The sequence below is a fragment of the Streptomyces sp. NPDC096132 genome (assembly GCF_044763345.1).
GTDB lineage: Bacteria > Actinomycetota > Actinomycetes > Streptomycetales > Streptomycetaceae > Streptomyces.
In genome coordinates this window covers 239959-262417 of record NZ_JBIWGA010000011.1, presented here as the reverse complement: position 1 = coordinate 262417, position 22459 = coordinate 239959, and the positions used below count along the sequence as shown (strand labels likewise).

Annotated in this window: 19 protein-coding genes; 9 read left to right on the top strand and 10 right to left on the bottom strand. The window is 71.8% G+C overall.

All coding sequences use genetic code 11. The features are described from left to right. Positions 1-11 precede the first annotated feature (11 nt). Together ACIRF9_RS26380 and ACIRF9_RS26375 are read right to left on the bottom strand one after the other, a co-directional pair. A complete protein-coding gene (locus ACIRF9_RS26380) occupies positions 12-3038 on the bottom strand; it encodes a SpoIIE family protein phosphatase (RefSeq protein WP_403827000.1) in 3027 nt (1008 codons plus the stop codon). Positions 3039-3195: 157 nt separating this feature from the next. Further along, a complete protein-coding gene (locus ACIRF9_RS26375) occupies positions 3196-4122 on the bottom strand; it encodes a cyclase family protein (protein ID WP_403826998.1) in 927 nt (308 codons plus the stop codon). Positions 4123-4306: 184 nt separating this feature from the next. Between ACIRF9_RS26375 and ACIRF9_RS26370 the strand changes: the two genes are divergently transcribed. From ACIRF9_RS26370 to ACIRF9_RS26360, 3 genes are all read left to right on the top strand, one after another. After that, positions 4307-5287 carry an NADPH:quinone reductase gene (locus tag ACIRF9_RS26370; RefSeq protein ID WP_403826996.1) on the top strand — a complete coding sequence of 327 codons (981 nt, stop codon included), beginning with the start codon at positions 4307-4309 and terminating at the stop codon, positions 5285-5287. 93 nt (positions 5288-5380) lie between these two features. Continuing rightward, positions 5381-6673 carry a hypothetical protein gene (locus ACIRF9_RS26365; protein WP_403826994.1) on the top strand — a complete coding sequence of 431 codons (1293 nt, stop codon included), beginning with the start codon at positions 5381-5383 and terminating at the stop codon, positions 6671-6673. Continuing rightward, positions 6663-7310: a protein-L-isoaspartate(D-aspartate) O-methyltransferase gene (locus tag ACIRF9_RS26360; RefSeq protein ID WP_403826992.1), complete on the top strand. Its 648-nt coding sequence runs from the start codon at positions 6663-6665 to the stop codon at positions 7308-7310. Before ACIRF9_RS26365 ends, ACIRF9_RS26360 begins: the two co-directional genes overlap by 11 nt. A 5-nt stretch (positions 7311-7315) precedes the next feature. On the opposite strand, the gene ACIRF9_RS26355 is transcribed toward ACIRF9_RS26360, so the two are convergent. Further along, complete coding sequence (locus ACIRF9_RS26355; protein ID WP_403826990.1) at positions 7316-7768, bottom strand: YbhB/YbcL family Raf kinase inhibitor-like protein; 453 nt, start codon at positions 7766-7768, stop codon at positions 7316-7318. An 85-nt stretch (positions 7769-7853) separates the two neighbouring features. Between ACIRF9_RS26355 and ACIRF9_RS26350 the strand changes: the two genes are divergently transcribed. Further along, positions 7854-8384, top strand: a complete 531-nt coding sequence (locus tag ACIRF9_RS26350; protein WP_403826988.1) for a nucleoside-triphosphatase — start codon at positions 7854-7856, stop codon at positions 8382-8384. Between the two features lie 71 nt (positions 8385-8455). On the opposite strand, the gene ACIRF9_RS26345 is transcribed toward ACIRF9_RS26350, so the two are convergent. Further along, entirely contained in the window at positions 8456-8659 is a 204-nt protein-coding gene (locus ACIRF9_RS26345; RefSeq protein ID WP_067004365.1) for a cold-shock protein, read from the bottom strand. A 319-nt stretch (positions 8660-8978) separates the two neighbouring features. Between ACIRF9_RS26345 and ACIRF9_RS26340 the strand changes: the two genes are divergently transcribed. Next, positions 8979-9194: a DUF4177 domain-containing protein gene (locus ACIRF9_RS26340; protein ID WP_403826986.1), complete on the top strand. Its 216-nt coding sequence runs from the start codon at positions 8979-8981 to the stop codon at positions 9192-9194. An 18-nt stretch (positions 9195-9212) separates the two neighbouring features. Here ACIRF9_RS26340 and ACIRF9_RS26335 read toward each other — a convergent pair whose 3' ends face one another. Then, complete coding sequence (locus ACIRF9_RS26335) at positions 9213-9635, bottom strand: secondary thiamine-phosphate synthase enzyme YjbQ (protein WP_403826984.1); 423 nt, start codon at positions 9633-9635, stop codon at positions 9213-9215. Between the two features lie 300 nt (positions 9636-9935). On the opposite strand from ACIRF9_RS26335, the gene ACIRF9_RS26330 reads away from it, so the two are divergent. Further along, complete coding sequence (locus ACIRF9_RS26330) at positions 9936-11036, top strand: NAD(P)-binding domain-containing protein (protein ID WP_403827152.1); 1101 nt, start codon at positions 9936-9938, stop codon at positions 11034-11036. Between the two features lie 12 nt (positions 11037-11048). Here the strand turns inward: ACIRF9_RS26330 and mltG are convergent, their stop codons facing one another. Then, a complete protein-coding gene (gene mltG / locus ACIRF9_RS26325; RefSeq protein WP_403826982.1) occupies positions 11049-11906 on the bottom strand; it encodes an endolytic transglycosylase MltG in 858 nt (285 codons plus the stop codon). A gap of 63 nt (positions 11907-11969) precedes the next feature. Continuing rightward, positions 11970-13775 (bottom strand): ABC transporter ATP-binding protein, encoded by a 1806-nt coding sequence (locus tag ACIRF9_RS26320; protein ID WP_403826980.1) that lies wholly within the window; start codon positions 13773-13775, stop codon positions 11970-11972. Between the two features lie 93 nt (positions 13776-13868). Here ACIRF9_RS26320 and ACIRF9_RS26315 point away from each other — a divergent pair, with 93 nt between their 5' ends. Then, positions 13869-14318 carry a MarR family winged helix-turn-helix transcriptional regulator gene (locus tag ACIRF9_RS26315; RefSeq protein ID WP_403826978.1) on the top strand — a complete coding sequence of 150 codons (450 nt, stop codon included), beginning with the start codon at positions 13869-13871 and terminating at the stop codon, positions 14316-14318. A 145-nt stretch (positions 14319-14463) separates the two neighbouring features. Here ACIRF9_RS26315 and ACIRF9_RS26310 read toward each other — a convergent pair whose 3' ends face one another. The 3 genes from ACIRF9_RS26310 to ACIRF9_RS26300 form a co-directional block, all read right to left on the bottom strand. After that, a complete protein-coding gene (locus ACIRF9_RS26310; RefSeq protein WP_403826976.1) occupies positions 14464-15846 on the bottom strand; it encodes a cation:dicarboxylate symporter family transporter in 1383 nt (460 codons plus the stop codon). Between the two features lie 179 nt (positions 15847-16025). Further along, entirely contained in the window at positions 16026-17618 is a 1593-nt protein-coding gene (locus ACIRF9_RS26305; protein ID WP_403826974.1) for a peptide-N4-asparagine amidase, read from the bottom strand. A 57-nt stretch (positions 17619-17675) separates the two neighbouring features. Then, positions 17676-18446, bottom strand: a complete 771-nt coding sequence (locus ACIRF9_RS26300) for a L,D-transpeptidase family protein (RefSeq protein WP_403826972.1) — start codon at positions 18444-18446, stop codon at positions 17676-17678. 221 nt (positions 18447-18667) lie between these two features. Here ACIRF9_RS26300 and ACIRF9_RS26295 point away from each other — a divergent pair, with 221 nt between their 5' ends. Together ACIRF9_RS26295 and ACIRF9_RS26290 are read left to right on the top strand one after the other, a co-directional pair. Then, positions 18668-20497 carry an ABC transporter transmembrane domain-containing protein gene (locus ACIRF9_RS26295; protein ID WP_403826970.1) on the top strand — a complete coding sequence of 610 codons (1830 nt, stop codon included), beginning with the start codon at positions 18668-18670 and terminating at the stop codon, positions 20495-20497. After that, entirely contained in the window at positions 20494-22275 is a 1782-nt protein-coding gene (locus ACIRF9_RS26290) for an ABC transporter ATP-binding protein (RefSeq protein WP_403826968.1), read from the top strand. The genes ACIRF9_RS26295 and ACIRF9_RS26290 overlap by 4 nt, the downstream gene beginning before the upstream one ends. Positions 22276-22459 lie beyond the last annotated feature (184 nt).

Here is a 22459-nt window from a genome sequence, read left to right as displayed (position 1 = left end):
AGACATTCACTTCACGCGCCGTCGAGCCCGCACTCGGCCCAGATGACCTTGCCCTCGGGCAGGTAGCGCGTGCCCCAGGTCCGGGACAGCTGCGCGACGAGGAAGAGTCCCCGTCCGCCCTCGTCGGTGCTGGCCGCCCGGCGCAGATGCGGGGCGGTGTTGCTGGTGTCGGACACCTCGCAGATCAGGGTGCGGTCGTGCAGCAGCCGTACCCGGATGGGCCCGGCGCCGTGGCGGATGGCGTTGGTGACCAGCTCGCTCAGGATCAGCTCGGCGGCGAACGCGGCCTCGTCGAGGCCCCAGTCGGCCAGTTGCCGGAGGGCGGACGCCCGGACCTCGCCGACGAGGGCCGGGTCGGCCGACAGCTCCCAGGTGGCGACACGGTCCGGGTCCAGGGCGTGGGTGCGGGCGACGAGGAGGGCGATGTCGTCGCACGGGTGGGCGGGCGCCACGGTGTCCAGGATCGCCTGGCAGGTGTCCTCGGGGGTGCGCTCCGGGTGATGGGCCAGGGCCCCGCGCAGCTGGTCGAGGACCACGTCGACGTCGCGGTTGCGGTCCTCGATCAGTCCGTCGGTGTAGAGGACCAGCTGGCTGTCCTCGGGGAGGTCGATCTCCACGGCGTCGAAGGGCAGTCCCCCGAGACCGAGCGGGGGCCCGGCGGGCAGGTCGGGATAGGACACGTTGCCGTCGGGGCGGACCAGCGCGGGCGGCGGGTGGCCGGCGCGGGCCATGACGCACCGTTGCACGGTCGGGTCGTAGATGACGTACAGGCAGGTCGCGCCGATGATGCCGGCGCCCTCGCCGTCGGGGTCCTCCCGGTCCAGGCGTCCCACGAGGTTGTCGAGGTGGACGAGGACCTCGTCCGGCGGGAAGTCGAGTTCGGCGAAACTGCGTGCGGCGGTGCGCAGCCGGCCCATGGTGGCGGCGGAGAGCATGCCGTGGCCGACGACGTCGCCGACCAGCAGGCCGATACGGGCGCCGGAGAGGGGGATGACGTCGTACCAGTCGCCGCCCACGTCGGCTTCGGCGGGCAGATAGCGGTGGGCGACCTCGACGGCTTCCTGGTCGGGCAGCCCGTGCGGGAGCAGCCTGCGCTGCAGGGCCAGGACCATGGCGCGTTCGTGCGTGTAGCGCCGCGCGTTGTCGATGGACAGGGCCGCGCGGGTGGCGAGCTCCTGGGCCAGTGAGCGGTCGTCGTCGCCGAAGGGTGCGGGTTCCTGGGCGCGGTAGAAGCTGACGACACCCAGGACGACTCCGCGGGCCACCAGGGGGACCGCGACGAGGGAGTCCACATGGGCCAGCAGCTGTTCGGTGTACTCGGGATCCTGGGCGAGCCAGCCCGCGGCGCTCGCCAGGTCCGGTTCCAGCACCGCCTGCCCGCTGGTCAGTGCGCGCCGCTGGGGCGCGGTCGGGCCGAAGTCGGGCCGCTTGCCGACCGGGGTGAAGGGGAGATCGCCGCGGATGCCGTGGACCACGGCCCGGCACAGGTCGCCGACGGGGTCTGCGGACTCCTCGCCGCGCAGTACGGCATCGGGGAGGTCGACGGTGACGTAGTCGGCCAGTCGCGGGACGGCCGTCTCGGCGAGCTCCTCGGCGGTGCGGCGCACGTCCAGGGTGGTGCCTATGCGGGCGCTGGCCTCGGACAGCAGCTCCAGCCGGCGGCGCGCGGCCAGGGCGTACGCCCCCACCTGCGGCTCCCCCACCATGACGAGCCCTCTGGCCGAGGGCGGCGGCTCGGGGGAACCGTTCGTTGCGCCGTCGCTGAGGGTGCCGCCGTCGGGGCCGTGGAAGGTGGCACTCTCGGGACCGTGGACGACGTCACTGCCGGGGCCGGGGACGGCGGCGTCACTGTCGGAGCCGCGGACGGCGGCGCTGTCGGGGCGGCGGACGGCGTCACCGTGCGGGCGTTGGATGGTCGGGCCCCCGCCGTCGGCGGCGCCCCGGCTGCCCGCCGCGCTCCGGGGAACGCGCCCGGCCCACGGGGCGACGGCGAGTCGCGCGAGCCGGGAGACGGCGGCGACGGCGGGTTCTACGGGTTCGACGGGCTCGGCGGGGGTCGGGAAGCCCGGCAGCTCGGCCCCCCGGCCCGGGACGACCAGGGGCCCCGCCGTCGAGGAGCCGGGAACAACGGCCTCGATGGCGACACCCTCCACCCCTGAGGCGCTCGTCATCGGGCGGCTCACGAGCGTGACGCGGCGGCCGTCGGGCAGCGGCACGTCCACGGCGGCCCGCTGCGCGCGTGAGATCAGCTCGGCGGCCTTCTCCATGAGGACCGCCCGGTCGTCGGCGTGCAGGTCGAGGGCCGGCTCGTCCACCGCGAGATCCCTCCGCGGGCCGACACCGGCCTCGGCCCCGGCGGCCAGGTACGCCCGCAGCAGGCCGCGTTCCCGCGCGGAACTCTGCCCGAGCAGCCGCCGCTCCATGGCCTGTGCCGCCTTGTGGATCACGGCCCCGAGCGCCGGGTTCTCGAAGCCGCGGGGGTAGCCGAAACACAGGACGCCCTCGATGCGTCCGTTGAGCGGGTCGCGGACGGGAAGCGCCACGCACGCGTTCGCCTGGGAGCGTTCCGCGAAGTGTTCGGCGCCGTAGACGCGGATGAGCTGCCGTTCCGCCAGGGCGAGACCGATGCCGTTCGTACCGGCGTACTGCTCGGCGAAGACGAAGCCCGGGACCCGCTGGATCGCCGGAAGGCTACGGGCCAGGGACTCCTCGCCGAAGCGGCGCAGAAGGACCGTCCCGTTCGCGTCGGCGACCGAGATGTTGACCTTGCTGCCGGAGAACAGGGACTGCAGCCGGTCGAGCACCGGCGCGGCCGCGTGGACGATCCGGCCGTCCGCCTCGAAGTCCTCACGGAAGGGGAGGTCGGCCTGGTCCGGCGAGAGCCCCAGGGAACGGCAGCGCTGCCAGGAGTCCAGGATCGAGGTCCGTACTCCCTGATCGACCTGCTCACCCTGCAGAAAACGCTCACGGAAACGGGCGGGACCCGTGCCGCCCGTGACACGCCCCGCCGTTATCCGATCACTCCCGGACTGAACCACTCTGCGCCTCACCCGCGCCCGCGCTCGTTCCCGCGTTGCGCGCTTGGTAAAGGATCCTCGAGCAAAGAATCCGACATTGACGAGGATACGGACATACCGGCCGGGAGTCATGGTCCGGCGGATCCCTCACCCACGGTGATCGCCCGACGGCCGGCCGTCACAGGACGGCGACCGGGCTGACCGGTGAGCCGGTCCCGCGAGGAATGTTCAGCGGCGCCACGACCAGCAGGAACTCATACCGGCCCGCCTCCGCGGTGGCGGCCGAGAGGGCTTCCAGATCGAGGTTGTCCAGCAGCGGCACCCCCATCGCGGTGACGGCCAGGACATGGACCGGTGAGTGCACCCCGGCCACGGGCGAGGGCCGCACATCGCTGTCGCCGTCGCTGCCGAGCAGCGCCACGTCCCGCTCGGCCAGCAGCGGTACGGCGTCCACGTGGAAGCCCGCGCTCTCGGCGCCCGAGTCCCAGGCGCCGAGCTCCGTACGGCGGCGGACGTGTCCGGTGCGCAGCAGCACCGCGTCGCCCTCACCGATCGTCACACCGAGCGCCTGCTCCGCGGCGGCGACGTCCCGCGCGCGTACCGCCTGCCCCGGCTCCAGCCAGCGGGTCCCGAGGACGGCGGGCAGGTCCAGGAGCACCCCCCGCGTCACCAGCGGCCCGAGCGCCGACACCGAGCCGAAGCGGGCGCCGGCGGCGTCGACGACCTCCTGCGCGGTCCGGCCGTCGTAGAGCTGCCCCCGGTAGGCGATGTGGCACAGGGCGTCGAGATGGGTGACGCCCCTGCCGTGGTAGTCGACGGCGATGAAGTCCTTGTGGGCGGCGGGTTCGGGGCTCTCCACGTCACCGAGGTCGGTCATGTGGTGCAGGGCGGGCTTGGGGTTGTCGGGGCCGGACCGGGTGTTCCAGGGAAGCGCCAGCGGGACGACCGTGCCGGACCGCACTCCGGCCGTGGCCCGCCGTACGTGGTCCGCGCCCACCCGGTTCCAGGCACCGCGGTCGGCCCGGTCCCAGCGGCCCCAGGTGCGCACCGCGTCGAAGAGTGCGTCGAACTCCCGGCGGGAGACGGCCGGCCCGTTGCCCGACATGGCTCCAGCTTGGCACCGGCTCGGCACGTGCGCAGGGCGGACCGCACCGGAGGGGGCGGACGGGGAGACCTCGCCAGGATCCGTATCCGGGATCCGTATCCGGGATCCGTATCCGGGACCCGTATCGGGGAGCCGTATCCGGGATCCTGGACCGTGACCGGGAACCCCGCACCGAGGAGACCGCATGCTCGCGTCCTGGTACGACGAACAGGGCCCCGCCGCCGACGTCCTGCACGTCGGCGAACTGCCCGACCCCACCCCCGGCCCCGGCGAGGTCCGCGTCCGGGTGACCCTTTCGGGCGTCAACCCCGGCGACACCAAGAAGCGGCGCGGATGGCTCGGTTCCTCGATGCCCTACCCGCGGGTGATCCCGCACAGCGATGCCGCCGGTGTCGTCGACGCCGTGGGCGACGGGGTCGACACCCGGCGCGTCGGGCAGCGGGTGTGGGTGTACGGCGCGCAGTCCTACCGCCCGTTCGGCACGGCCGCCCGGTACACCGTCGTCCCCCAGGACCTGGCCGTACCCCTGCCCGAGCACCTGAGCGACGAACTCGGGGCGAGTCTCGGCATTCCCGGGATCACCGCCCACCGCGCGGTCTTCGCCGACGGCCCGGTCGACGGCAGGCTCGTGCTGGTGCACGGCGTCCTCGGCGGGGTGGGGTCAGTGGCGGCGCAGCTCGCCCGTTGGGGCGGGGCGACCGTGCTCGCCACGGTGCGCCGCAGCGGCGATCTGGACCGCGTCGACCCCGCCGTCGTCTCCCACGCCGTCGCCCTGGACACCGCCGACCCGGCGGCGGCGATCCGCGCGTACGCACCCGAGGGCGTGCACCGCATCGTGGAGGTGTCCCTGTCCGACAACGCCGATCTGGACGACGCCGTCGCCGCGGTCGACGCGGTGATCGCCGCCTACGCCACCCGTGCCGACCGCACCGAGATCCCGTTCTGGACGCTGTTGTTCAACAACGTCACTCTTCGCCTCATCGGCAGCGACGACTTCCCCGCCGCCGCCCGACGACAGGCCGCCCGCGATCTCACCGCCGCGGCCGCCGTCGGCGCCCTCACCGTCGACGTCGGCGCGATCCACCCGCTGGAGAAGATCGCGGAGGCCCACGACCGCGTCGACGCCGGGAGCCGCGGGCGCGCCCTGGTCTCGATCCCGGACTGACCGCGTTCCGCACCGCTTTGCGCTCGTCGAGCTCCATCGCCCCGCCGGGGCGCGCATCATCGAAGGAGGGGAGACCATCGACGAGGAGTGGCGATGAGGTTGTCGTTCCTTGAACCCCTCTACGCGGAGCCCGGCCCGTTCGCCTCCGTGTACCTGGACACCTCCCGAGACGTCCAGCATCCCGAGCGGGCGATCGCGCTGCGCTGGCGTCGGCTGCGCGAGAGTCTGTCCCGTCAGGGCTCGGACCGGGCGCTGCTGAACGTACTGGAGGAAGTGGTCGACGCCGACACGGAGGTGCCGGGGGCGCACGGTCGGGCCATCTTCGCCGCCCACGGCACGCTCGTCCTGGACGGAGAGCTGCCCAGGCCGCCCGAGCACGACTCCGCGCGCTACAGCACCCTGCCGGACGCGATGCCCCTGGTCACCCAGCACGTTCCGGAGATCCCCTACATGGCCGTGGTGGTCCACTACGGCGGCCTTCCGACCGCCGAGACCCACGGCTGGGTGACTGTGGAGGCGGAGACCGGCACCTGGCCCGCGTCCACCGTCACCCCGGGTGAGCGGCTGCACCGCAGGGTCACGGTGGCGACCTGGCACCGCACCTGTCTCCGGCTCGGCCATCGGCTGGACGAACGGGCGCGGCGCGCCCATGCCGACGCCGTCGTCGTGGGCGGGGACGAGTGGGCGTGCAACGTACTGATCCGCCGTCTGCCGCACACCCTGCGGGACAAGGTGGTCCGCGTGGGCGGCCGGACCCCCACCGACACCGGACGCGCCCTGTTGGAGCCGCAGCTCGACGGCGTCTTCCGCGGCCGCATGGCCGCGCACGACCGGGAACTCGTGGACATCTTCATCGGCCGGCGCGCCCTGGACGGACCCATGACGGAGGGCCTGGCCGCCACCGTCGCCGCCCTCCAGCGCGGCCAGGTCGCGGCACTGCTGCTGAACCGGCCGCCAGGGTCTTCCCTGCGGTTCTGGGCGGGCTCCCAGCCCACTCAGCTCGCCCTGACCGAGGCGGAGCTGATGTCCTTCGGCGTGCGGGCTCCGCGCGAGGAGCACGCCGACGAGGCCCTCGTCCGGGCCCTCGTCGGTACCGGTGCCGAGCTGGTCGTCGTACCGGAGAGCGAGTTGGGGCTGGACGAGGGCGTGGGCGCCCTGCTGCGGTACACCGACCCGGGGACCCCGTCCGGATCGCGCCGGGCGCGGACCATGCCGACACCGGGCCGGAGCGGCGGCGCGGCGTATGAGCGGCGGACGGGGCACATGGACAGTACGGCCGAGATCAGCGGCACGCCGGCGCCGAAGGGAATCGTGGTCGGACCGGGACCCACCACGACCGGGGCCGCCGGCGCCACCGCCACGGCCCCGCGGTCCGATGGCCCATAACGGGACGGCCCCCGAGGACCTGGTCCGCGCGGCCCACGCCGTGGGCGTGACCGACGCCCGTCTCCTGGAGGCCGTACGGAGCATCCCCCGGGCGGAATTCGTCCCCGCGGACGAGGTGGCGTCCGCGTACCGGGACACGCCCGTTCGGCTCCCCCACGGGCAGGTGACCACCCAGCCCTCGCTGATCGCCATGATGGTCTCCGCTCTCGGCCTCACCGGAGACGAACAGGTCCTGGAGGTCGGGACCGGATACGGCTGGCAGACCGCGCTGCTGGCCCGCCTGGCCGCGTACGTCGTCAGCGTCGAGCGTTGGCCCGACCTGGTCGACGAGGCCCGCCTGCGGCTGGCCGGGCAGGGCGTCGGCAATGCCGAGGTCGTCCTCGGCGACGGGACCCTCGGGATGCCGACGCATGCCCCGTACGACGCCGTCATCGTCTGCGCGGCCTTTCCGCGCGTGCCCGAGCCGCTCGTGGATCAGCTCCGCGCCGGTGGCCGGCTCGTCCAGCCGATCGGGCGGGGCGGGCAGGAGCGCGTCGAGCTGTACGAGCGGCGGGCCCGCGACCTCGTGCACCGCAGGACGGTCACCGCGGCACGGTTCGTCCGGCTGTACGGCGCCCATGGCTACGACCGGCGGTGACGCGATCAGCGCTGATAGGTCCCGACCAGGGTGCCGGAGGCCAGCTCCCTGCCCTTCAGGGCGCGGTGGACGTCCTCGGCGCCCGGGTGTTCGTGCAGCGGCAGCGGCTCGGACAGGGCGTACAGGCGGAAGAAGTAGCGGTGCGGCCCGTGCCCCGGTGGGGGCATCGGCCCTCCCCAGCCCACGCGGCCGAAGCCGTTGGGCCACGGCAGGCCCCCGTGGGGCTTCTGGCCCTCCGCCGCCCCGGTGATCCCCGGATCGATGCCGGTCACCAGCCAGTGCAGGAAGGTCGCCCCCGGTGCGTCCGGGTCCTCGCACAGGAGCACCAGCTCCGTGGCCTCGTGGGGCACCCCCGACCAGGTCAGGGGCGGTGAGATGTTCTCACCCTCCCCGCTGTACCGATGGGGGATCACCGTGTTGTCGTCGAACGCGGTGCTGCTGAGTTCAATGCCGCTCATGCGCGCCGCTGTACCCGCAACGGCGGCACCGGCACCGGTCCGCACCCCGAAGACGCCCGTTCGGTCGAGGGGTGAAGATGGAGTTGTGCCGACAAGGATCCTGCTCGAGGGCCGCCCGGGCGCGGGCAAGACGACCACCCTGCGTCGGCTGGCCGCGCTGCTGCCCACCCACGCGGCCACCGGCTTCACCACGGAGGAGATCCGGCAGTCCGGCGCCCGCGTCGGTTTCGCCCTGGAGACCCTGACAGGCCGACGGGAAGTGCTCGCCCACGTCGACCTGCCCGGTCCGCCACGGGTGGGGAAATACGGCGTCGACCCGGGCGTCATGGAACGACTGGCGCTGCCGTCGCTTCGGCCGGCAGCGACAGGGCGGCTGGTGCTCATCGACGAGCTGGGGCGTATGGAACTGGCCTGCACGCCGTTCCGGCACGCGATCGACGCGCTGTTCGTCGCAGAGGTCGACGTCGTCGCCACGGTCCACACGCACCGCGATCCGTTCACCGACGCCCTCAAGCGGCGCTCCGACATCGAGGTCGTCCAACTGACTCCGGCAAACCGCGACGTCCTGCCGGGAGAGCTCGCGGCCCGGTTGCGGCAGCCCCGGACGCACGGATAACCTCCCCAATAAAGCAGCAAGCTGGGGTCTCACTGCAAAGTGAAACCCCAGTCGTCTCGCACACTTCGACGTCAGGCGGGAGTAATGTTCTCCGCCTGCGGACCCTTCTGGCCCTGCGTGACGTCGAAGTTCACCCTCTGGCCTTCCTGGAGCTCACGGAAGCCCTGGGCTGCGATGTTCGAGTAGTGGGCGAAGACGTCGGGGCCGCCGCCGTCCTGCTCGATGAAGCCGAAACCCTTTTCCGCGTTGAACCACTTGACGGTGCCAGTAGCCATGCCATGTCTCCTTCGGGGCATCGCCAGGGAGCCCACATTCGTGGGCCCCCGAATTGCCACAATGAGCCCCGCCCGGATATGAACCGGAGATGCACAAGTGCCCGACGAAATGCGATCGCCGAGGCACTTGAAGTTCGGGAACTACAACTGCAACTAGCGCCAAGCCTAGCACGATGGATACATTCACCCGGATTTGTCTCCAACATCAATAAAAGGAGTCATTCTCGGATTACACCACCCCGCTGTGCTCGGCAGCATCGAACGATGATTGGCTGTCCCCGGTTCCGTCAGACAGTCCATCCATGGGAAGGCCTCAGACATGAGCAACCTCCACGCACTCGAGTACAAGGTCGTCACCTTCCGCGAGTCACTGATCGGAGACGCACTGGACAGCGACAAGCTGGAGAAGGTTCTGAACAAGCACGCCGAGGACGGCTGGGCCCTCAAGGCGATCACGTCCGCCGACGTCAAGGGCCGTATCGGTCCCGGTGCCGTCGAGGGCCTGCTGCTCACTCTGGAGCGTCCGCGCCGCTGACGGGTCTCACCAGGTCGACTAACCAAGGAAACTCAGCCGGACCTGACGGTCGGGATTGTCCTTGTTGGTGTCCACCAGGCACACCGACTGCCAGGTGCCCAGCTCCAGCCTTCCGGCCACCACCGGCAGGGTCGCGTGGGGCGGGACGAAGGCCGGGAGGACGTGGTCGCGGCCGTGGCCGGGGCTGCCGTGGCGGTGCTGCCAGCGGTCGTCGGCCGGGAGCAGGGTGTGCAGGGCGGCGAGGAGGTCGTCATCGCTGCCGGCGCCCGTCTCGATGACGGCGATACCGGCGGTGGCGTGCGGGACGAAGATGTTCAGGAGGCCGTCCCGGCCGGCGGCGGCCTCCCGCAGGAACGCCTCGCAGTCCTGGGTGAGGTCGACGACCCGCTCCCGGGTGCCGGAGGCGACGTGCAGTACTCGGGTGGTGAACGCATCTGACATGACGCCATCCTGACCCATGGTCCGGCTTCCGCGGCCGACCCGACGCGGACCCGTACACCAGGTTCGCGGCCGACCGGCCGTCGGACGGTGATACGGGGAGTCCGTTCCGCGAGACGACCGCTGATCATGCCCATGCGGCCTGGCTACGACCTGCTCACCACGCGCGGTCACATCGACCTGCCGCGGGCGGCCTCCGCCCCGCCGGCCCCGGTCGTCGACACCGGACTCGCCCTGGTGTCCGGGCTGTTCCGGATATGTGTCCCCGGGAAGATCCGCTCGATCCGCGCTGTTGGTGGAAGCGTGAACGAGACACATGAGGTCGAGGTGGTCGTCATAGGCGCCGGCCAGGCGGGACTGGCCGGCGCCTATCACCTGCGGCGCAGCGGCTTCGAGCCGGAGCGCGACTTCGTGGTGCTGGACCACGCGCCCGGCCCGGGCGGCGCCTGGCAGTTCCGGTGGCCCTCACTGACGTACGGCAAGGTGCACGGGATGCACGCGCTGCCGGGCATGGAGCTCACGGGGGCCGACCCGGCGCGGGCGTCGTCCGAGGTGATCGCCGAGTATTTCGACACCTATGAGCGCACCTTCGACCTGCGGGTCCGGCGGCCGGTGGACGTGCGCGCCGTGCGCGAGGGGTCCGGCGGCCGGCTGCTCGTCGAGACGTCCGACGGTACGTGGTCCACGCGCGCCCTGATCAATGCGACCGGGACCTGGGACCGGCCGTTCTGGCCGCGCTGTCCGGGCCAGGATGCCTTTCGCGGACGGCAGTTGCACACCGCGCGGTACCCGGGGCCCGAGGCGTTCGCCGGGCAGCGCGTGATCGTGGTGGGCGGGGGTGCTTCCGGTACGCAGCATCTGCTGGAGATCGCGCCGTACGCCGCCGCCACGACGTGGGTGACGCGGCGGCCGCCCGTGTTCCGTGAGGGGCCCTTCGACGAGGAGGCGGGCCGTGCGGCGGTCGCGCTCGTGGAGGAGCGGGTGCGCCGGGGGCTGCCACCGAGGAGCGTGGTGTCCGTGACGGGGCTGCCGTTGAACGACGCGATCCGGCAGGGGCTGGCGGACGGCGTCCTCGACCGGCTGCCGATGTTCGACCGGATGACCCCGCAGGGCGTGGAGTGGCACGACGGGCGTCGGGTCGACGCCGACGTCATCCTATGGGCGACGGGTTTCCGGGCCGCCATCGACCATCTCGCGCCGCTGCGGCTGCGCGAGCCGGGCGGCGGGATCCGGATCGAGGGCACCCGCGCGGTCGCCGACCCGCGGGTCCATCTGGTCGGCTACGGGCCGTCGGCCAGCACCATCGGCGCCAACCGGGCGGGCCGCGCGGCCGTGCGGGACATCAGACGACTGCTGGCCGAGGAGGCCGGGGACAAGCCGGACCGGCAGCAGGTCGCCGCCTGACGCCCCGTCCCGTCACCGGGCCGCCTGCGCCGTCGGGCTCTGCCGGGTGCGGTTGAACTCTGCGACGTTGCGCTGGTGCTCCTGGTAGTCCGCGGTGAAACGGGTGTCGCCCGGCTTCACCGTGACGAAGTACAGCCAGTTGCCCGGAGTGGGGTTGAGGGCGGCGCGCATCGCCTCCTCGCCGGGGTTGTCGACCGGGGTCGGTGGCAGACCCATGCGCTGGTAGGAGTTGTAGGGGCTCTCGATGCGGGTGTCGCTCTCCGTGGTCCGCAAGGTGGAGCGGTTCAGGGCGTAGTTGATGGTGGAGTCCATCTGCAGCGGCATGCCGCGCTCCAGCCGGTTGAAGACGACCCGGGCCACCTTTCCCATGTCCGCCTTGGTGGCGGCCTCCGCCTGGACGAGGCTGGCGATGGTGACCGCCTGGTAGACGTTCATGGCGTTGCGCTGGGCGCCCGCGGTGATCGGCGCCCCGTTGAACTTCTTGTTCGCCGTGTCGACCATGTACGCCAGCATCGCCTGCGGGGTCGACTTCTCGCCCAGCGGATACGTCGCCGGGAAGAGGTAGCCCTCAGGGTTGCCCTCGGCGTCGTTCGGCAGCTTCAGGGCGGCCTGGGGCAGCGCCTTCTTGGTGGTGCCGGCGGGCAGGGCAAGGGCCTTGTCGACGGCCTCGTAGATCTGGCTCGCGCGCCAGCCCTCCGGGATGACCAGGGTGGTCGGCTTCTTCGGCGCCTCCTGCGCTTTCTGCTCCCCGGTGCTCAGCAGCGGCACCGCCACGGCGGTACCGGCCACGACGGCTCCGGTCGCGATGAGGGCGAGACGGCCTCGACGCGTCAGTCGAATCGTGCTCCGTGGCGGAGTGTTCATCTGCATGCGGGCACGGTAACCCTCACATGGTCACAAATCTGGCATAACCGGTCACAGCCCAGCCTATTATCATCTTGTCGGCTCCAGACTGGCGTCCCGCCGCACCAGGGCCGCGTACCGCCCGTCCCGCTCCAACAGCTCCTCGTGCGTTCCCCGTTCGGCCAGCCGGCCGGCGTCGAGGACCACGATCTGGTCGGCACCGCGCACGGTGGACAGCCGGTGGGCGATGGTGAGCGTGGTGCGGTTGGCGGAGAGTGCGTCGATGGCCTCCTGGACGGCGTGCTCGGTGCGGGTGTCCAGGGCGCTGGTCGCCTCGTCGAGGATCAGCACCGGCGGGTCGCGCAGGATGGTGCGGGCGATCGCGAGGCGCTGCTTCTCACCGCCGGAGAAGCGGTGGCCGCGCTCGCCGACGACCGTGTCGTAGCCATCGGGCAGGGCGGAGATGTGGTCGTGGATCTGCGCGGCGCGGGCGGCGGCGTGCAGTTCCTCATCGGTGGCGTCGGGCTTGGCGAAGCGCAGATTGTCGGCGACCGTGGCGTGGAAGAGGTACGTCTCCTGCGAGACGACGCCGACCGCGCGCGCGAGGGTGTCGAAGTCGAGGTCGCGGACGTCGACGCCGTCGAGGGTGACCCGGCCGCCGGTCACGTCGTACAGGCGCGGCACCAGATAGCCCAGGGTGGACTTGCCGGCCCCGGTCGGGCCGACGATCGCGAGGCTGCCGCCGGCGGGGACGGTGACGTCGATGCCGTCGAGGACGGGCTGCCCGCCCTTGTCGTCGTAGGCGAAGGCGACCTTCTCGAAGCGGACCTCGCCCTTGATCTGGTCGAGGTGGACCGGGTCCGGGCGCTCGGTGATGTCGATCGGCAGGTCGAGGTACTCGAAGATGCGCTGGAAGAGCGCGAGGGAGGTCTGGATCTGCACACCGGTGGCCAGCAGGCTGACGGCGGGGCGGAAGAGGCCCTGCTGGAGCGAGACGAAGGCGACGATCGTGCCGAGGGAGGCGTCCGGGCCACCGAACTGGAGGGCCGTGCCGGCGGTCCAGTAGATGACCGCGGGCATCGCGGCCATGACGATCGTGATCACGGCCATGCGCCAGCGGCCGGCCATGTTGGACTTCACTTCCAGGTCGACCAGTCGCTCGGACTCGTCGGCGAAGGACTGCGTGAGCGAGTCGGCGCGGCCCATGGTGCGGCCGAGCAGGATGCCGCTGACCGACAGCGACTCGGTGACCGTGGCGGCCATGGCGGCCATCTGCTTCTGGCGCTGGGTGGTGATCTTCTTGCGTTCGTTGCCCACGCGGCGGCTGATCCACACGAAGACCGGCAGCAGGAGCAGGGAGACGACGGTCAGCCGCCAGTCGAGGGCGATCATCGCGATGACGGTGGCCACCACGCTGGTGAAGTTGGAGACCAGGGAGGTGGCCGTGGAGGTGACGGTGGCCTGCATGCCGCCGATGTCGTTGGCGATGCGGGACTGCACCTCGCCGGTACGCGTGCGCGTGAAGAAGGCGAGGGACATGCGCTGCAGCCGGCCGTAGACGGCGGTGCGCAGGTCGTGCATGACGCGCTGGCCGACGGTCGTGGAGATCAGCGTCTGCAGGACACCGAAGACGCTGCTGAGGACGGCGCTGAGGATCATGCCGAGGGCGAGCAGGCTCAGCAGCCCGGTGCGCCCCTCGGGAATGGCGACGTCGAGGGTCTCCTTCAACAGGAAGGGGGTGGCGACCGAGACCAGCGACGAGGCGCCGACGAGGAGGCCGACGACCGCGAGACGGCCGCGGTAGGGGCGGAAGAGGCCGAGGATGCGGCGCACCTGCCGGGGCTGTCCCTCGGCGTCGGCGGACGGGGTCCAGGAATCTGGTTTGTCGGGGTGCATGGGCTCCTACGGGAGGTGAGTGGGCGGGACGGGCGGAGCATAGCTCATTGTTACCTATACTCACAATGAACGGCATCCTGATATTGTTCCCGCATGACCACCCCCGATTCCGACAGCGTGCTCGCCGAGCAACTGCTGCGGTTCACCCGCCGGGTGCACCGGATCCAGAAGCGGCACATCGAGCTGTGCGGCCTCGGCGTCACGCCGGCGCAGTCGCGCCTGCTGCGCACGCTGGCCTGCTACAGCTCACCGCCGCGGATGGCCGACCTCGCCGAGCGCCTCGAGGTGGTCCCGCGGGCGGTGACGACACTGGTCGACGGACTGGAGGCGGGCGGCAAGGTGCGGCGGGTGCCCGATCCCACGAACCGGCGGGTGATCCGGATCGAGCTCACGGCGGACGGCGAGAAGGCGCTGCGCGAGCTGAGGGGGGCGCGACGGTCGGCCGCGGAGGAGATCCTGGCACCACTGACGGACGCGCAGCGCGAGGTACTGGGTGGGCTGCTGGACACGCTGGTGGACGGGGTGCCGGAGAGGAAGTGCTGAGGCGCGACGGGTGGGGAGCGGTGTGGTTCGCGGGTGGCTGCGGGTGAGTGGGGGTTGATCGCGCAGTTCCCCGCGCCCCTTGAAGATCGGTCCATTGGACCTGCCTGGAGGGGCGCGGGGAACTGTACGACCGGCCGGCGGGACGTCAGCCTGCGTCGGGCGCGGTCTCCTTCGTCTTCTGGGTGGGCACCACGACCGCCGGCGTCTGCCGGTCCGGGTCTTCCTCGCCCTCGACGACGACCTCGCCGTCCAGCACCTTCTTCGCCCGGTCCAGGTCCAGCGCCCCCTCCCAGCGGGAGACCGCGAAGACCGCGACGCAGTTGCCGAGGAGGTTGGTGACGACGCGCATCGAGTCCATGATGCGGTCCACACCGAGCAGCAGGGCGACGGCGCCGGCCGGGATGGCCCCCAGCGAGGACGCGGTCGCGGACAGCGCGAGGAAGGCCGAACCGGGGATGCCCGCCATGCCCTTGCTGGTCAGCATCAGCACCAGGACGACGGTGACCTGCTGGCCCAGGCTCAGGTCCACGCCCACGGCCTGGGCGATGAACAGCGTGCCGATGGACAGGTACAGCGAGGCGCCGTCGAGGTTGAAGGAGTACCCCGTGGGCAGCACCAGACCCACGGCGTCGTCGCGGGCGCCCGCCTTGCGCAGCTTCTGCATCACACGCGGCATGACCGACTCGGTGGAGGCGGTGCCGAGCGCGAGCAGCATCTCCTCGCGGATGTAGCGCAGGAACTTCCAGAGGCTGAGCCCGGTCACCACGCGCAGGGCCACGGCGAGGAGCGCGACGAAGAAGGCCGCCGCCGCGTAGCACAGGATGATCAGCTTGCCGTAGGTCTCGATGACGCCGAGCCCGTAGTTGCCGATCAGGACGGCCATCGCGCCGAACACCGCGATCGGGGCCAGTCGCATGACGAAGCCGACGATCGCGAAGATGATCTCCTGGGCCTGCTCGATCGCGGGGAGCACCTGCGGCACCTTGGTGTGCCCGATGTGCAGCAGCGCGGCGCCCACCAGACAGGCCAGGATGAGCACTTGAAGCAGGGAGTTCTCGGCGAAGGCGCCGATGAAACTGGTGGGCAGCGCGTTCACGATGAACTCGGTGGTCGAGGGCAGCGAGCCGCCGCCCGTCTTCGCGTCGACGGCCGAGGCGTCCAGCGTGGACGGGTCGACGTTCATCCCCGAACCGGGCTGGACGACGTTGGCGGCGAGGAGCCCGATGAGCAGGGCGAGCGTGCTCGCGACCTCGAACCAGATCAGGGCCTTGAGCCCGATCCGGCCGAACGCCTTGAGGTCACCGGCCTTGGCGATACCGACGACGACCACACAGAACACGAGCGGCGAGATGATCGTCTTGATGAGCCGGGTGAAACCGTCGCCGAGGGGCTGGAGGTCCGTGGCCACGTCGGGCCACAGCTTTCCGACGACGATTCCGAGCACGAGCGCGCAGGCGACCTGCGCGAAGAGTGAGGTACGCAGTATGCGTGCGACGCGTCGCGGCAGGGACGGGACGGACGGCGGCACGGGCACTCCTTGTGGGGGACGACGGTACGCAGAGCCCCGTGGGGACGGAACTGGACTTCTGCGATGCGGAAAGCGGCTTCCGTGGCGATCACTTTGAAGGTGCCGTTGATCGCGCACAAGAGCGCCGCGTTTCCGCCGTGTAAATCCCGCCACGAGTGACGCATCGCACGCCTACCGGCTCAGCAGTCGCTGCGATCCTCGGTCAACACCCCCTGAACCGTCGTCAGTCGGCGGTCGTGGCAGCCGTCCGGGCCGAGGAGCCGGTAGCGCTCGCTCGTCGTACCGACCGCGTGGCGCTGGTCGCGGGGCACGCCCACGGTGTACGTGGCATCACCCGTGTAGGTGTCGTCGAGCCGTGACCACGACGTGCGTCGGCCGTTCCGGGTCGTCACGGCGTCGGCCCGGTCGCCGAGCGTCAGTGCGCTGCGCAGCCGGTCGTCCGCGCCGAGGGTGGTCGTGCCGTTCATCGTGTAGGTGCGCTGCGCCCGGGTGGTGACGGCCCGTCCGCGGCCGTCGACCGTGATCCTCTCGTCGTCCGTCCAGGTGGCGTCGAGGCCGTCCACGCTCTCGCCGTCGGTCCAGCGGTGCGTGGAGGCGTGGGCGAGGGTGCGGGTGACGGTGGTGGTCACGCGGCCGTGCGAGGTGTCGAGGTACCCGGCGACGGTCAGCCGGTGCCCGCCCTCGGTGTCGAGGCGGTGCTCCGTACCGGGCGTGTAGGCGGTGGAGTTCGTGAGGTCACCCGCGCCGCTCCTGAGCAGCTTCCCGGGCACGACGGCCCGGCCGGCGTCCTGCCAGACCAGCACGTTGACCGGTGTGCTCCAGCCGCTCTGCCCCTCGGGCACACCGACGACCGACACCTCCACGCGGTGCGGGCGCCCGTCGTTGAGGATTCCGGCGAAGGGGGTCAGGTCGTATTCGATCGGCTTGATGTCGAAGGCGCGGGGGCCGGGGATCACGTACCAGAGGAAGGGGTTGGACCAGCCGCCGGTCCACACGGTCGGGAAGGGGGTGGCGATACCGGCCAGTTGGCCGTCGACCCTGACCTGCACCTCGCGGTACGGGCCGTCGTCCGCGTGACAGGAGTAGGGCGCCTCGTCGGGCACGGTCAGGTACCAGTACTCCTCGCAGCCTCCGCCGGAGCCGGTGGCGTACACCTCGGCTACGACGCGTTCGCTGTTGCGGGGGGTGGTGAGGGTCGCGCCGTCGGTCAGGGTGAGGACGCGGTCGGGGGTCGCGGCCGGCTTCCCGGCGTAGAAGGTCAGGGTGACCTTGACGTCGATCACGCCCGTGTAGGTGTCGTCGACGACGTTCCCGATGAGCATCTCGACGTCCTGGCTGCCGCGGAAGGTGTCGCTGTACCGGGTGACGTCCTTCTCCACGGACCACTCGATGCCGTCGGGCGAGGGTTCCGGCGTCGAGGTACGGAAGATCTCGACGCCTCCGACGTGCAGATGGCCGAGGCGGTCGAACTGACGTCCCCTCACCTTGCCGTCGAGGCGCAGCACGACCTTGCTCCAGCGGTCGCCGCAGCCCTCGGGCGGGGTGTAGGTCCCCCGGTAGGGAGTGAAGTCCCGGAACTGCGCCTCGGCGACGGTGACCTCGCAGGACTTGCCGGAAGGCTTGTCCACGGGCGGCGCCGCCGTCACCGGGTCGTGCCAGTCGGTGCCGAACTCGGCCGGGACATCCGCCGATCGGGCCGGAGCCGCCCCCAGGAGTGTGCTCATCAGGAGGGTCGCCCCAGTGAGCATGGACATGATGATCCGTCTCTTCATGGCCGGTGTTCTACGGGGAGTCGGCCGCTCCCCGCAATGACGCCTCCCCCGTCGGCGCTACGCCTTCAACGCGGCCCTGTCCCCCATCACCACCACGGGATACTGATCCGGGTCGAGCGTGAGCAGCAGGAACTCCATCGCCGCCTTGGACAGGCTGACGCAGGCGGACGTCCCGTTGCCGTGGTCCAGATGCATCCAGATCCCGCCACCCTTCTCCGCGCCGAGCGGCTGCTCCCCGTCGTCGGGCGGGGTGCCCGGGACGCGGTTGTAGTCGATGGCGATGACGTAGTCGAAGTCGTGCCAGTGCGACCGGTCCCACCAGCGCGGCGCCGTGTAGTCCTCCGACTGGGTGTACGGCAGCCGGGTCCCCGGGTCGTCCAGGACGCCGCCCGCGGCGGTGAGTGTGAACACCCCGACGGGGCTGCGGTTGTCCCCGAGGCGATGGTCGGCGGTCCAGCCCTTCTTGCCGTTGTGGGCGGGCCAGCTGCTGACGCGCTCCCAGACGCGGCCACGCTTGACGTACAGCACGGCGATGGCCTTCGCGGAGTCCTTTCCTTCGCCGTACACCGCCACGACCTGGCGGGAAGAGGCCGGAATGCGCCGGTGCATCCGGTCACCGATGTCCGGAATCCGGGTCGGCGCGGGCGCACTCGACGCCGCCTTGTCCGGCGCGGGTGTGCCCGACGCCGCGACTCCGCCCCCGCCTTCGGCCCCCGCCCTGCCGCCGCCGTGGCCCGCGCCCGCGCCGACGCACGCGGACAGTGCCGCGAGAAGGAGGGCTCCGGCCACCGTCGCGGACCCCTTGGACCACACACCGCCATGTCGCATTCACCCATGCTCGCATCGCTTTTCGGGCATTTACGTCAGGTTGCGGACATCCGTGCCGTGTCGGCGAGTTGCCGGATCGCTGTGCCCGCGGCGGAAAACCAGTTGATTCCGACCACGCAGTGACGCGAACCTTTCACGGTTTGTTGCCGCGCCTCGCGGGTCCTTCTCGTACGTTCACCCGCCTCTCCCCCCTCACCTCTGACACGAGCCACTGGGACGTCATGCAGATCCAAGACCTTCCGTATCCCGACCCCGGCGTGCCGGACGCGCGCTCGGGGCCTCGCTTCCTGTGGTGGCTCGGCCGCAAGCAACTGGGCGGCCAGCTGAAGGCCCTGGCCTGGGGCCTGCTGCACTTCGTCGCCGTCTCGGCACAGCCGTTCTGCGTCGGCCTGGCCATCGAGGCCGTGGTCGACCGTTCCGGAACCCGGCTCGCCCTGACCGGCGGCCTGATGGCCCTGTGCGGTGCGGCCACCGCGATCGGGGACACCTTCCTGCACCGGACCGCCGTCACCAACTGGATCACCGCCGCCGCGCGCGTCCAGCAGCTGCTCGCCCGTCAGGCCTCGCGGCTGGGATCGGCGCTGACCCGGCGGGTCGCGGCCGGCGAGGTCGTGGCCGTGTCCACCGGTGACGTCGAGAAGATCGGCTGGTTCGTGGAGGCCGTGTCCCGCTTCACCGCGGCGGCCCTGACGGTCCTGCTGGTCTGCGTCGGCCTGGTCGTCTACCAGCCGGCCCTGGGCATCGTGGTCGCCGTGGGTCTGCCCGTCCTCGCCCTCGCGGTGCTGCCGCTGCTGCCCCACGCGACGCGCCGGGCCGACTTCCAGCGCGAGAAGGCGGGGCGCGCCACCGAACTCGCCTCCGACACCGTGGCAGGCCTGCGCGTGCTGCGCGGCATCGGCGGCGAGGAACTCTTCCTCGACCGCTACCGCCGCGCCTCCCAGGAGGTCCGGCACGCGGCCGTCCGCAGCGCCCGCATGTGGTCCCTGATCAGCGCCATCCAGGTGCTGCTGCCCGGCCTGCTGCTGATCGTGGTCGTCTGCTACGGCGTCCATCTGGTCCGCGAGGGCAGGATCTCCGTCGGTGAACTGGTCACGGTCTACAGCTCCGTCATGGTCCTGGCGTATCCCCTCAGGCACTTCGAGGAGATCGCGATGGCCTACTCCTTCTCACGCCCGTCCGCCAAACGCGCCGCCGGCGTGCTGTCGCTGGAACGGGTCACAGACATCGGCGGATCACGCGCGGCGGACCTTCCCTCGGGCGACCTGTACGACCCGGCGACCGGACTGCTGGCCCCGGCCGCCCGGCTCACGGCGGTGGTGTGCGGCGACCCGGACGCGGCCGGACGGCTCGCGGAACGGCTGGGCGGACATCCGCCGGAGGGCGGCCCGTCGGTACTGCTCGGCGGTGTCCCGCTGGACGAACTCCCGCTGGACACCGCACGCACGGCCGTCCTCGTCCAGGACAAGGACCCGGTGCTGCTGTCCGGTTCGCTGCGCGAGCTGCTCGACGTGCCCGCGTCCGGTGCCGTCGGCGCGCAGGCGGCGTTGGCCGCCGCCCAGTGCGGGGACGTGCTGGAGGCCCTCGTGCAGGGCTCCCTGGACGCCGACGACCCGATGGACGCCCGGATCACCGAACGCGGCCGATCCCTGTCCGGCGGCCAGCGGCAGCGGCTCGCCCTGGCCCGATCGCTGCTCACGGACCCGGAGGTCCTCGTCCTGGACGAGCCCACCTCCGCCGTCGACTCGCACACCGAGGCACGGATCGCCGACGGGCTGCGGGAGCTGCGGGCCGGCCGCACGACGGTGGTGTTCACCTCCTCCCCGCTGCTGCTCGACCGGGCCGACCGGGTGGTCCTCGTGCACGAGGGCGAGGTCGCCGCGGTCGGTGAGCACCGGGAACTGCTGCACACCGAGCCCCGGTACCGGGCCGTGGTCACCCGCGAGACCGACGAGGAGGAGGCGCTGACGCGAGCGGCCTCCCTGGGCGACGGGCTGACGGAACTCGGCGCGAACAAGCTGAACGAACTGGAAGAGATCGAGGAGACCGCATGATCGGCGTGCCGCCACCCGCGTACGACCCGGCGGCACCGACGACGGCGAACACGCTGCCCGTCGGCGCCCCCGCGACCGTACGCGCCTATGTGGCCGAACTGCTGCGCCGGCACCGCCGGGCCTTCCTGCTCCTGCTGCTCGTCAACACCATCGCCACGGTCGCGTCGATGGTGGGTCCATGGCTCCTCGGCGACCTGGTGGAACGGCTCTCCGACGGTGCCCGCGAGCTCCATCTGGGACTCATCGCCACGCTGTTCGTGGTCGCCCTGGTCGTCCAGGCCGCCTTCGTCCGGCAGGTGCGGCTGCGCGGCGCGATGCTCGGCGAGCGCATGCTGGCCGATCTGCGCGAGGACTTCCTCGTACGGTCGGTGCGGCTGCCGCCGGGCGTGCTGGAGCGGGCGGGCACCGGCGACCTGCTGTCGCGCATCACCACGGACATCGACCGGCTGGCCAACGCGATGCGCGAGGCCGTGCCCCAGCTGACGATCGGCGTGATGTGGGCCGGGCTGCTGCTCGGCGGCCTCGTCGTCATGGCGCCGCCACTCGCACCGGCCGTCCTGGTCGCCGTGCCGCTGCTGGTGGCCGGCTGCCGCTGGTACTTCAAGCGGGCGCCGTCCGGCTACCGCTCTGAGGCCGCCGGGTACGCCGCCGTGGCCGCCGTCCTCGCCGAGACGGTGGACGCCGGGCGCACCGTCGAGGCCCATCGCCTCGGCGAGCGCCGCATCGAACTGTCGAAGCTGCGGATCCGGCAGTGGACCGCCTGGGAGCGCTACACCCTGTGGCTGAGGTCGGTGCTGTTCCCGGTCATCAACCTGGTGCACGTCACCGTGCTCGGCTCGGTCCTCGTGCTCGGCGGGGTGTTCGTCCTGCGGGGCTGGATCGGAGTCGGCCAGCTGACGACCGGCGCGCTGCTGGCCCAGATGCTCGTCGACCCGGTGAACCTGATCCTGCGCTGGTACGACGAGCTGCAGGTCGCGCAGGTGTCGTTGGCCCGTCTCGTCGGGGTGCGGGACATCGAGCCGGACGCCGGGGACACCGGGCTGGCGCCGGACGGGCGGGACGTGCTCGCCGAGCGGGTCCACTTCGGCTACCGCGAGGGTGTCGACGTGCTGCGCAAGGTGTCCCTGGAGGTGGCTCCCGGCACCCGGCTGGCCCTGGTCGGCCCGTCGGGCGCGGGCAAGTCCACGCTGGGCCGCCTGCTCGCCGGCATCTACGCGCCGCGCGACGGCCGGATCAGTCTCGGCGGCGCCGAACTGTCCCGGATGACCGCCGAGCGGGTCCGCTCCCACGTGGCGCTCGTCAACCAGGAGCACCACGTCTTCGTCGGCTCCCTGCGCGACAACCTGCGGCTCGCCCGGACCGGCGCCGAGGACGCCGAGCTGTGGGCGGCGCTGGGCGCGGTCGACGCGGACGGCTGGGCCCGGGCACTCGACGACGGGCTGGACACCGAGGTCGGCTCGGGCGGCGTCGGGCTCACTCCGGCGCAGGCCCAGCAGATCGCGCTGGCCCGGCTGGTGCTGGCCGATCCGCACACCCTGGTCCTGGACGAGGCGACCTCGCTGCTCGACCCGCGTGCCGCCCGGCACCTGGAGCGGTCCCTCGCCCGCGTCCTGGACGGCCGCACCGTCGTCGCCATCGCCCACCGGCTGCACACCGCCCATGACGCCGACGTCATCGCCGTCGTCGAGAACGGCCGCATCAGTGAGCTGGGCAGCCACACGGAGTTGGTCGCGGCGGACGGAGCGTACGCGGCGCTGTGGCGGTCGTGGCACGGGTGAGGGGCTCTCATCGGGGGCGCCAGGGGCGTCGGGGACAGGTCCGGGCGGGCGTGTCCCCTCGGGAGCCCAGGCCGGTGGGGGCACCGGCCCGCGTGGGGTGAGCCCGTAGGGCGTCGCAGGTACGCCGCTCGGTGGCGCGGCCCCGGCGTCCCGCTCCCGTTTCCGTACCCGCTTTGGCGTTGCG

Excerpts from the sequence above, each read along its gene's own strand:
- ACIRF9_RS26345 (WP_067004365.1), bottom strand. The coding sequence starts at position 8,659 with ATGGCTACTGGCACCGTCAAGTGGTTCAACGCGGAAAAGGGTTTCGGC.
- ACIRF9_RS26305 (WP_403826974.1), bottom strand. The coding sequence starts at position 17,618 with ATGAAGAGACGGATCATCATGTCCATGCTCACTGGGGCGACCCTCCTG.
- ACIRF9_RS26375 (WP_403826998.1), bottom strand. The coding sequence starts at position 4,122 with ATGTCGGGCAACGGGCCGGCCGTCTCCCGCCGGGAGTTCGACGCACTC.
- ACIRF9_RS26315 (WP_403826978.1), top strand. The coding sequence starts at position 13,869 with ATGACCACCCCCGATTCCGACAGCGTGCTCGCCGAGCAACTGCTGCGG.
- ACIRF9_RS26360 (WP_403826992.1), top strand. The coding sequence starts at position 6,663 with ATGGCCCATAACGGGACGGCCCCCGAGGACCTGGTCCGCGCGGCCCAC.
- ACIRF9_RS26335 (WP_403826984.1), bottom strand. The coding sequence starts at position 9,635 with ATGTCAGATGCGTTCACCACCCGAGTACTGCACGTCGCCTCCGGCACC.
- mltG (WP_403826982.1), bottom strand. The coding sequence starts at position 11,906 with ATGCAGATGAACACTCCGCCACGGAGCACGATTCGACTGACGCGTCGA.
- ACIRF9_RS26320 (WP_403826980.1), bottom strand. The coding sequence starts at position 13,775 with ATGCACCCCGACAAACCAGATTCCTGGACCCCGTCCGCCGACGCCGAG.
- ACIRF9_RS26370 (WP_403826996.1), top strand. The coding sequence starts at position 4,307 with ATGCTCGCGTCCTGGTACGACGAACAGGGCCCCGCCGCCGACGTCCTG.
- ACIRF9_RS26355 (WP_403826990.1), bottom strand. The coding sequence starts at position 7,768 with ATGAGCGGCATTGAACTCAGCAGCACCGCGTTCGACGACAACACGGTG.
- ACIRF9_RS26300 (WP_403826972.1), bottom strand. The coding sequence starts at position 18,446 with ATGCGACATGGCGGTGTGTGGTCCAAGGGGTCCGCGACGGTGGCCGGA.
- ACIRF9_RS26340 (WP_403826986.1), top strand. The coding sequence starts at position 8,979 with ATGAGCAACCTCCACGCACTCGAGTACAAGGTCGTCACCTTCCGCGAG.
- ACIRF9_RS26365 (WP_403826994.1), top strand. The coding sequence starts at position 5,381 with ATGAGGTTGTCGTTCCTTGAACCCCTCTACGCGGAGCCCGGCCCGTTC.
- ACIRF9_RS26295 (WP_403826970.1), top strand. The coding sequence starts at position 18,668 with ATGCAGATCCAAGACCTTCCGTATCCCGACCCCGGCGTGCCGGACGCG.
- ACIRF9_RS26290 (WP_403826968.1), top strand. The coding sequence starts at position 20,494 with ATGATCGGCGTGCCGCCACCCGCGTACGACCCGGCGGCACCGACGACG.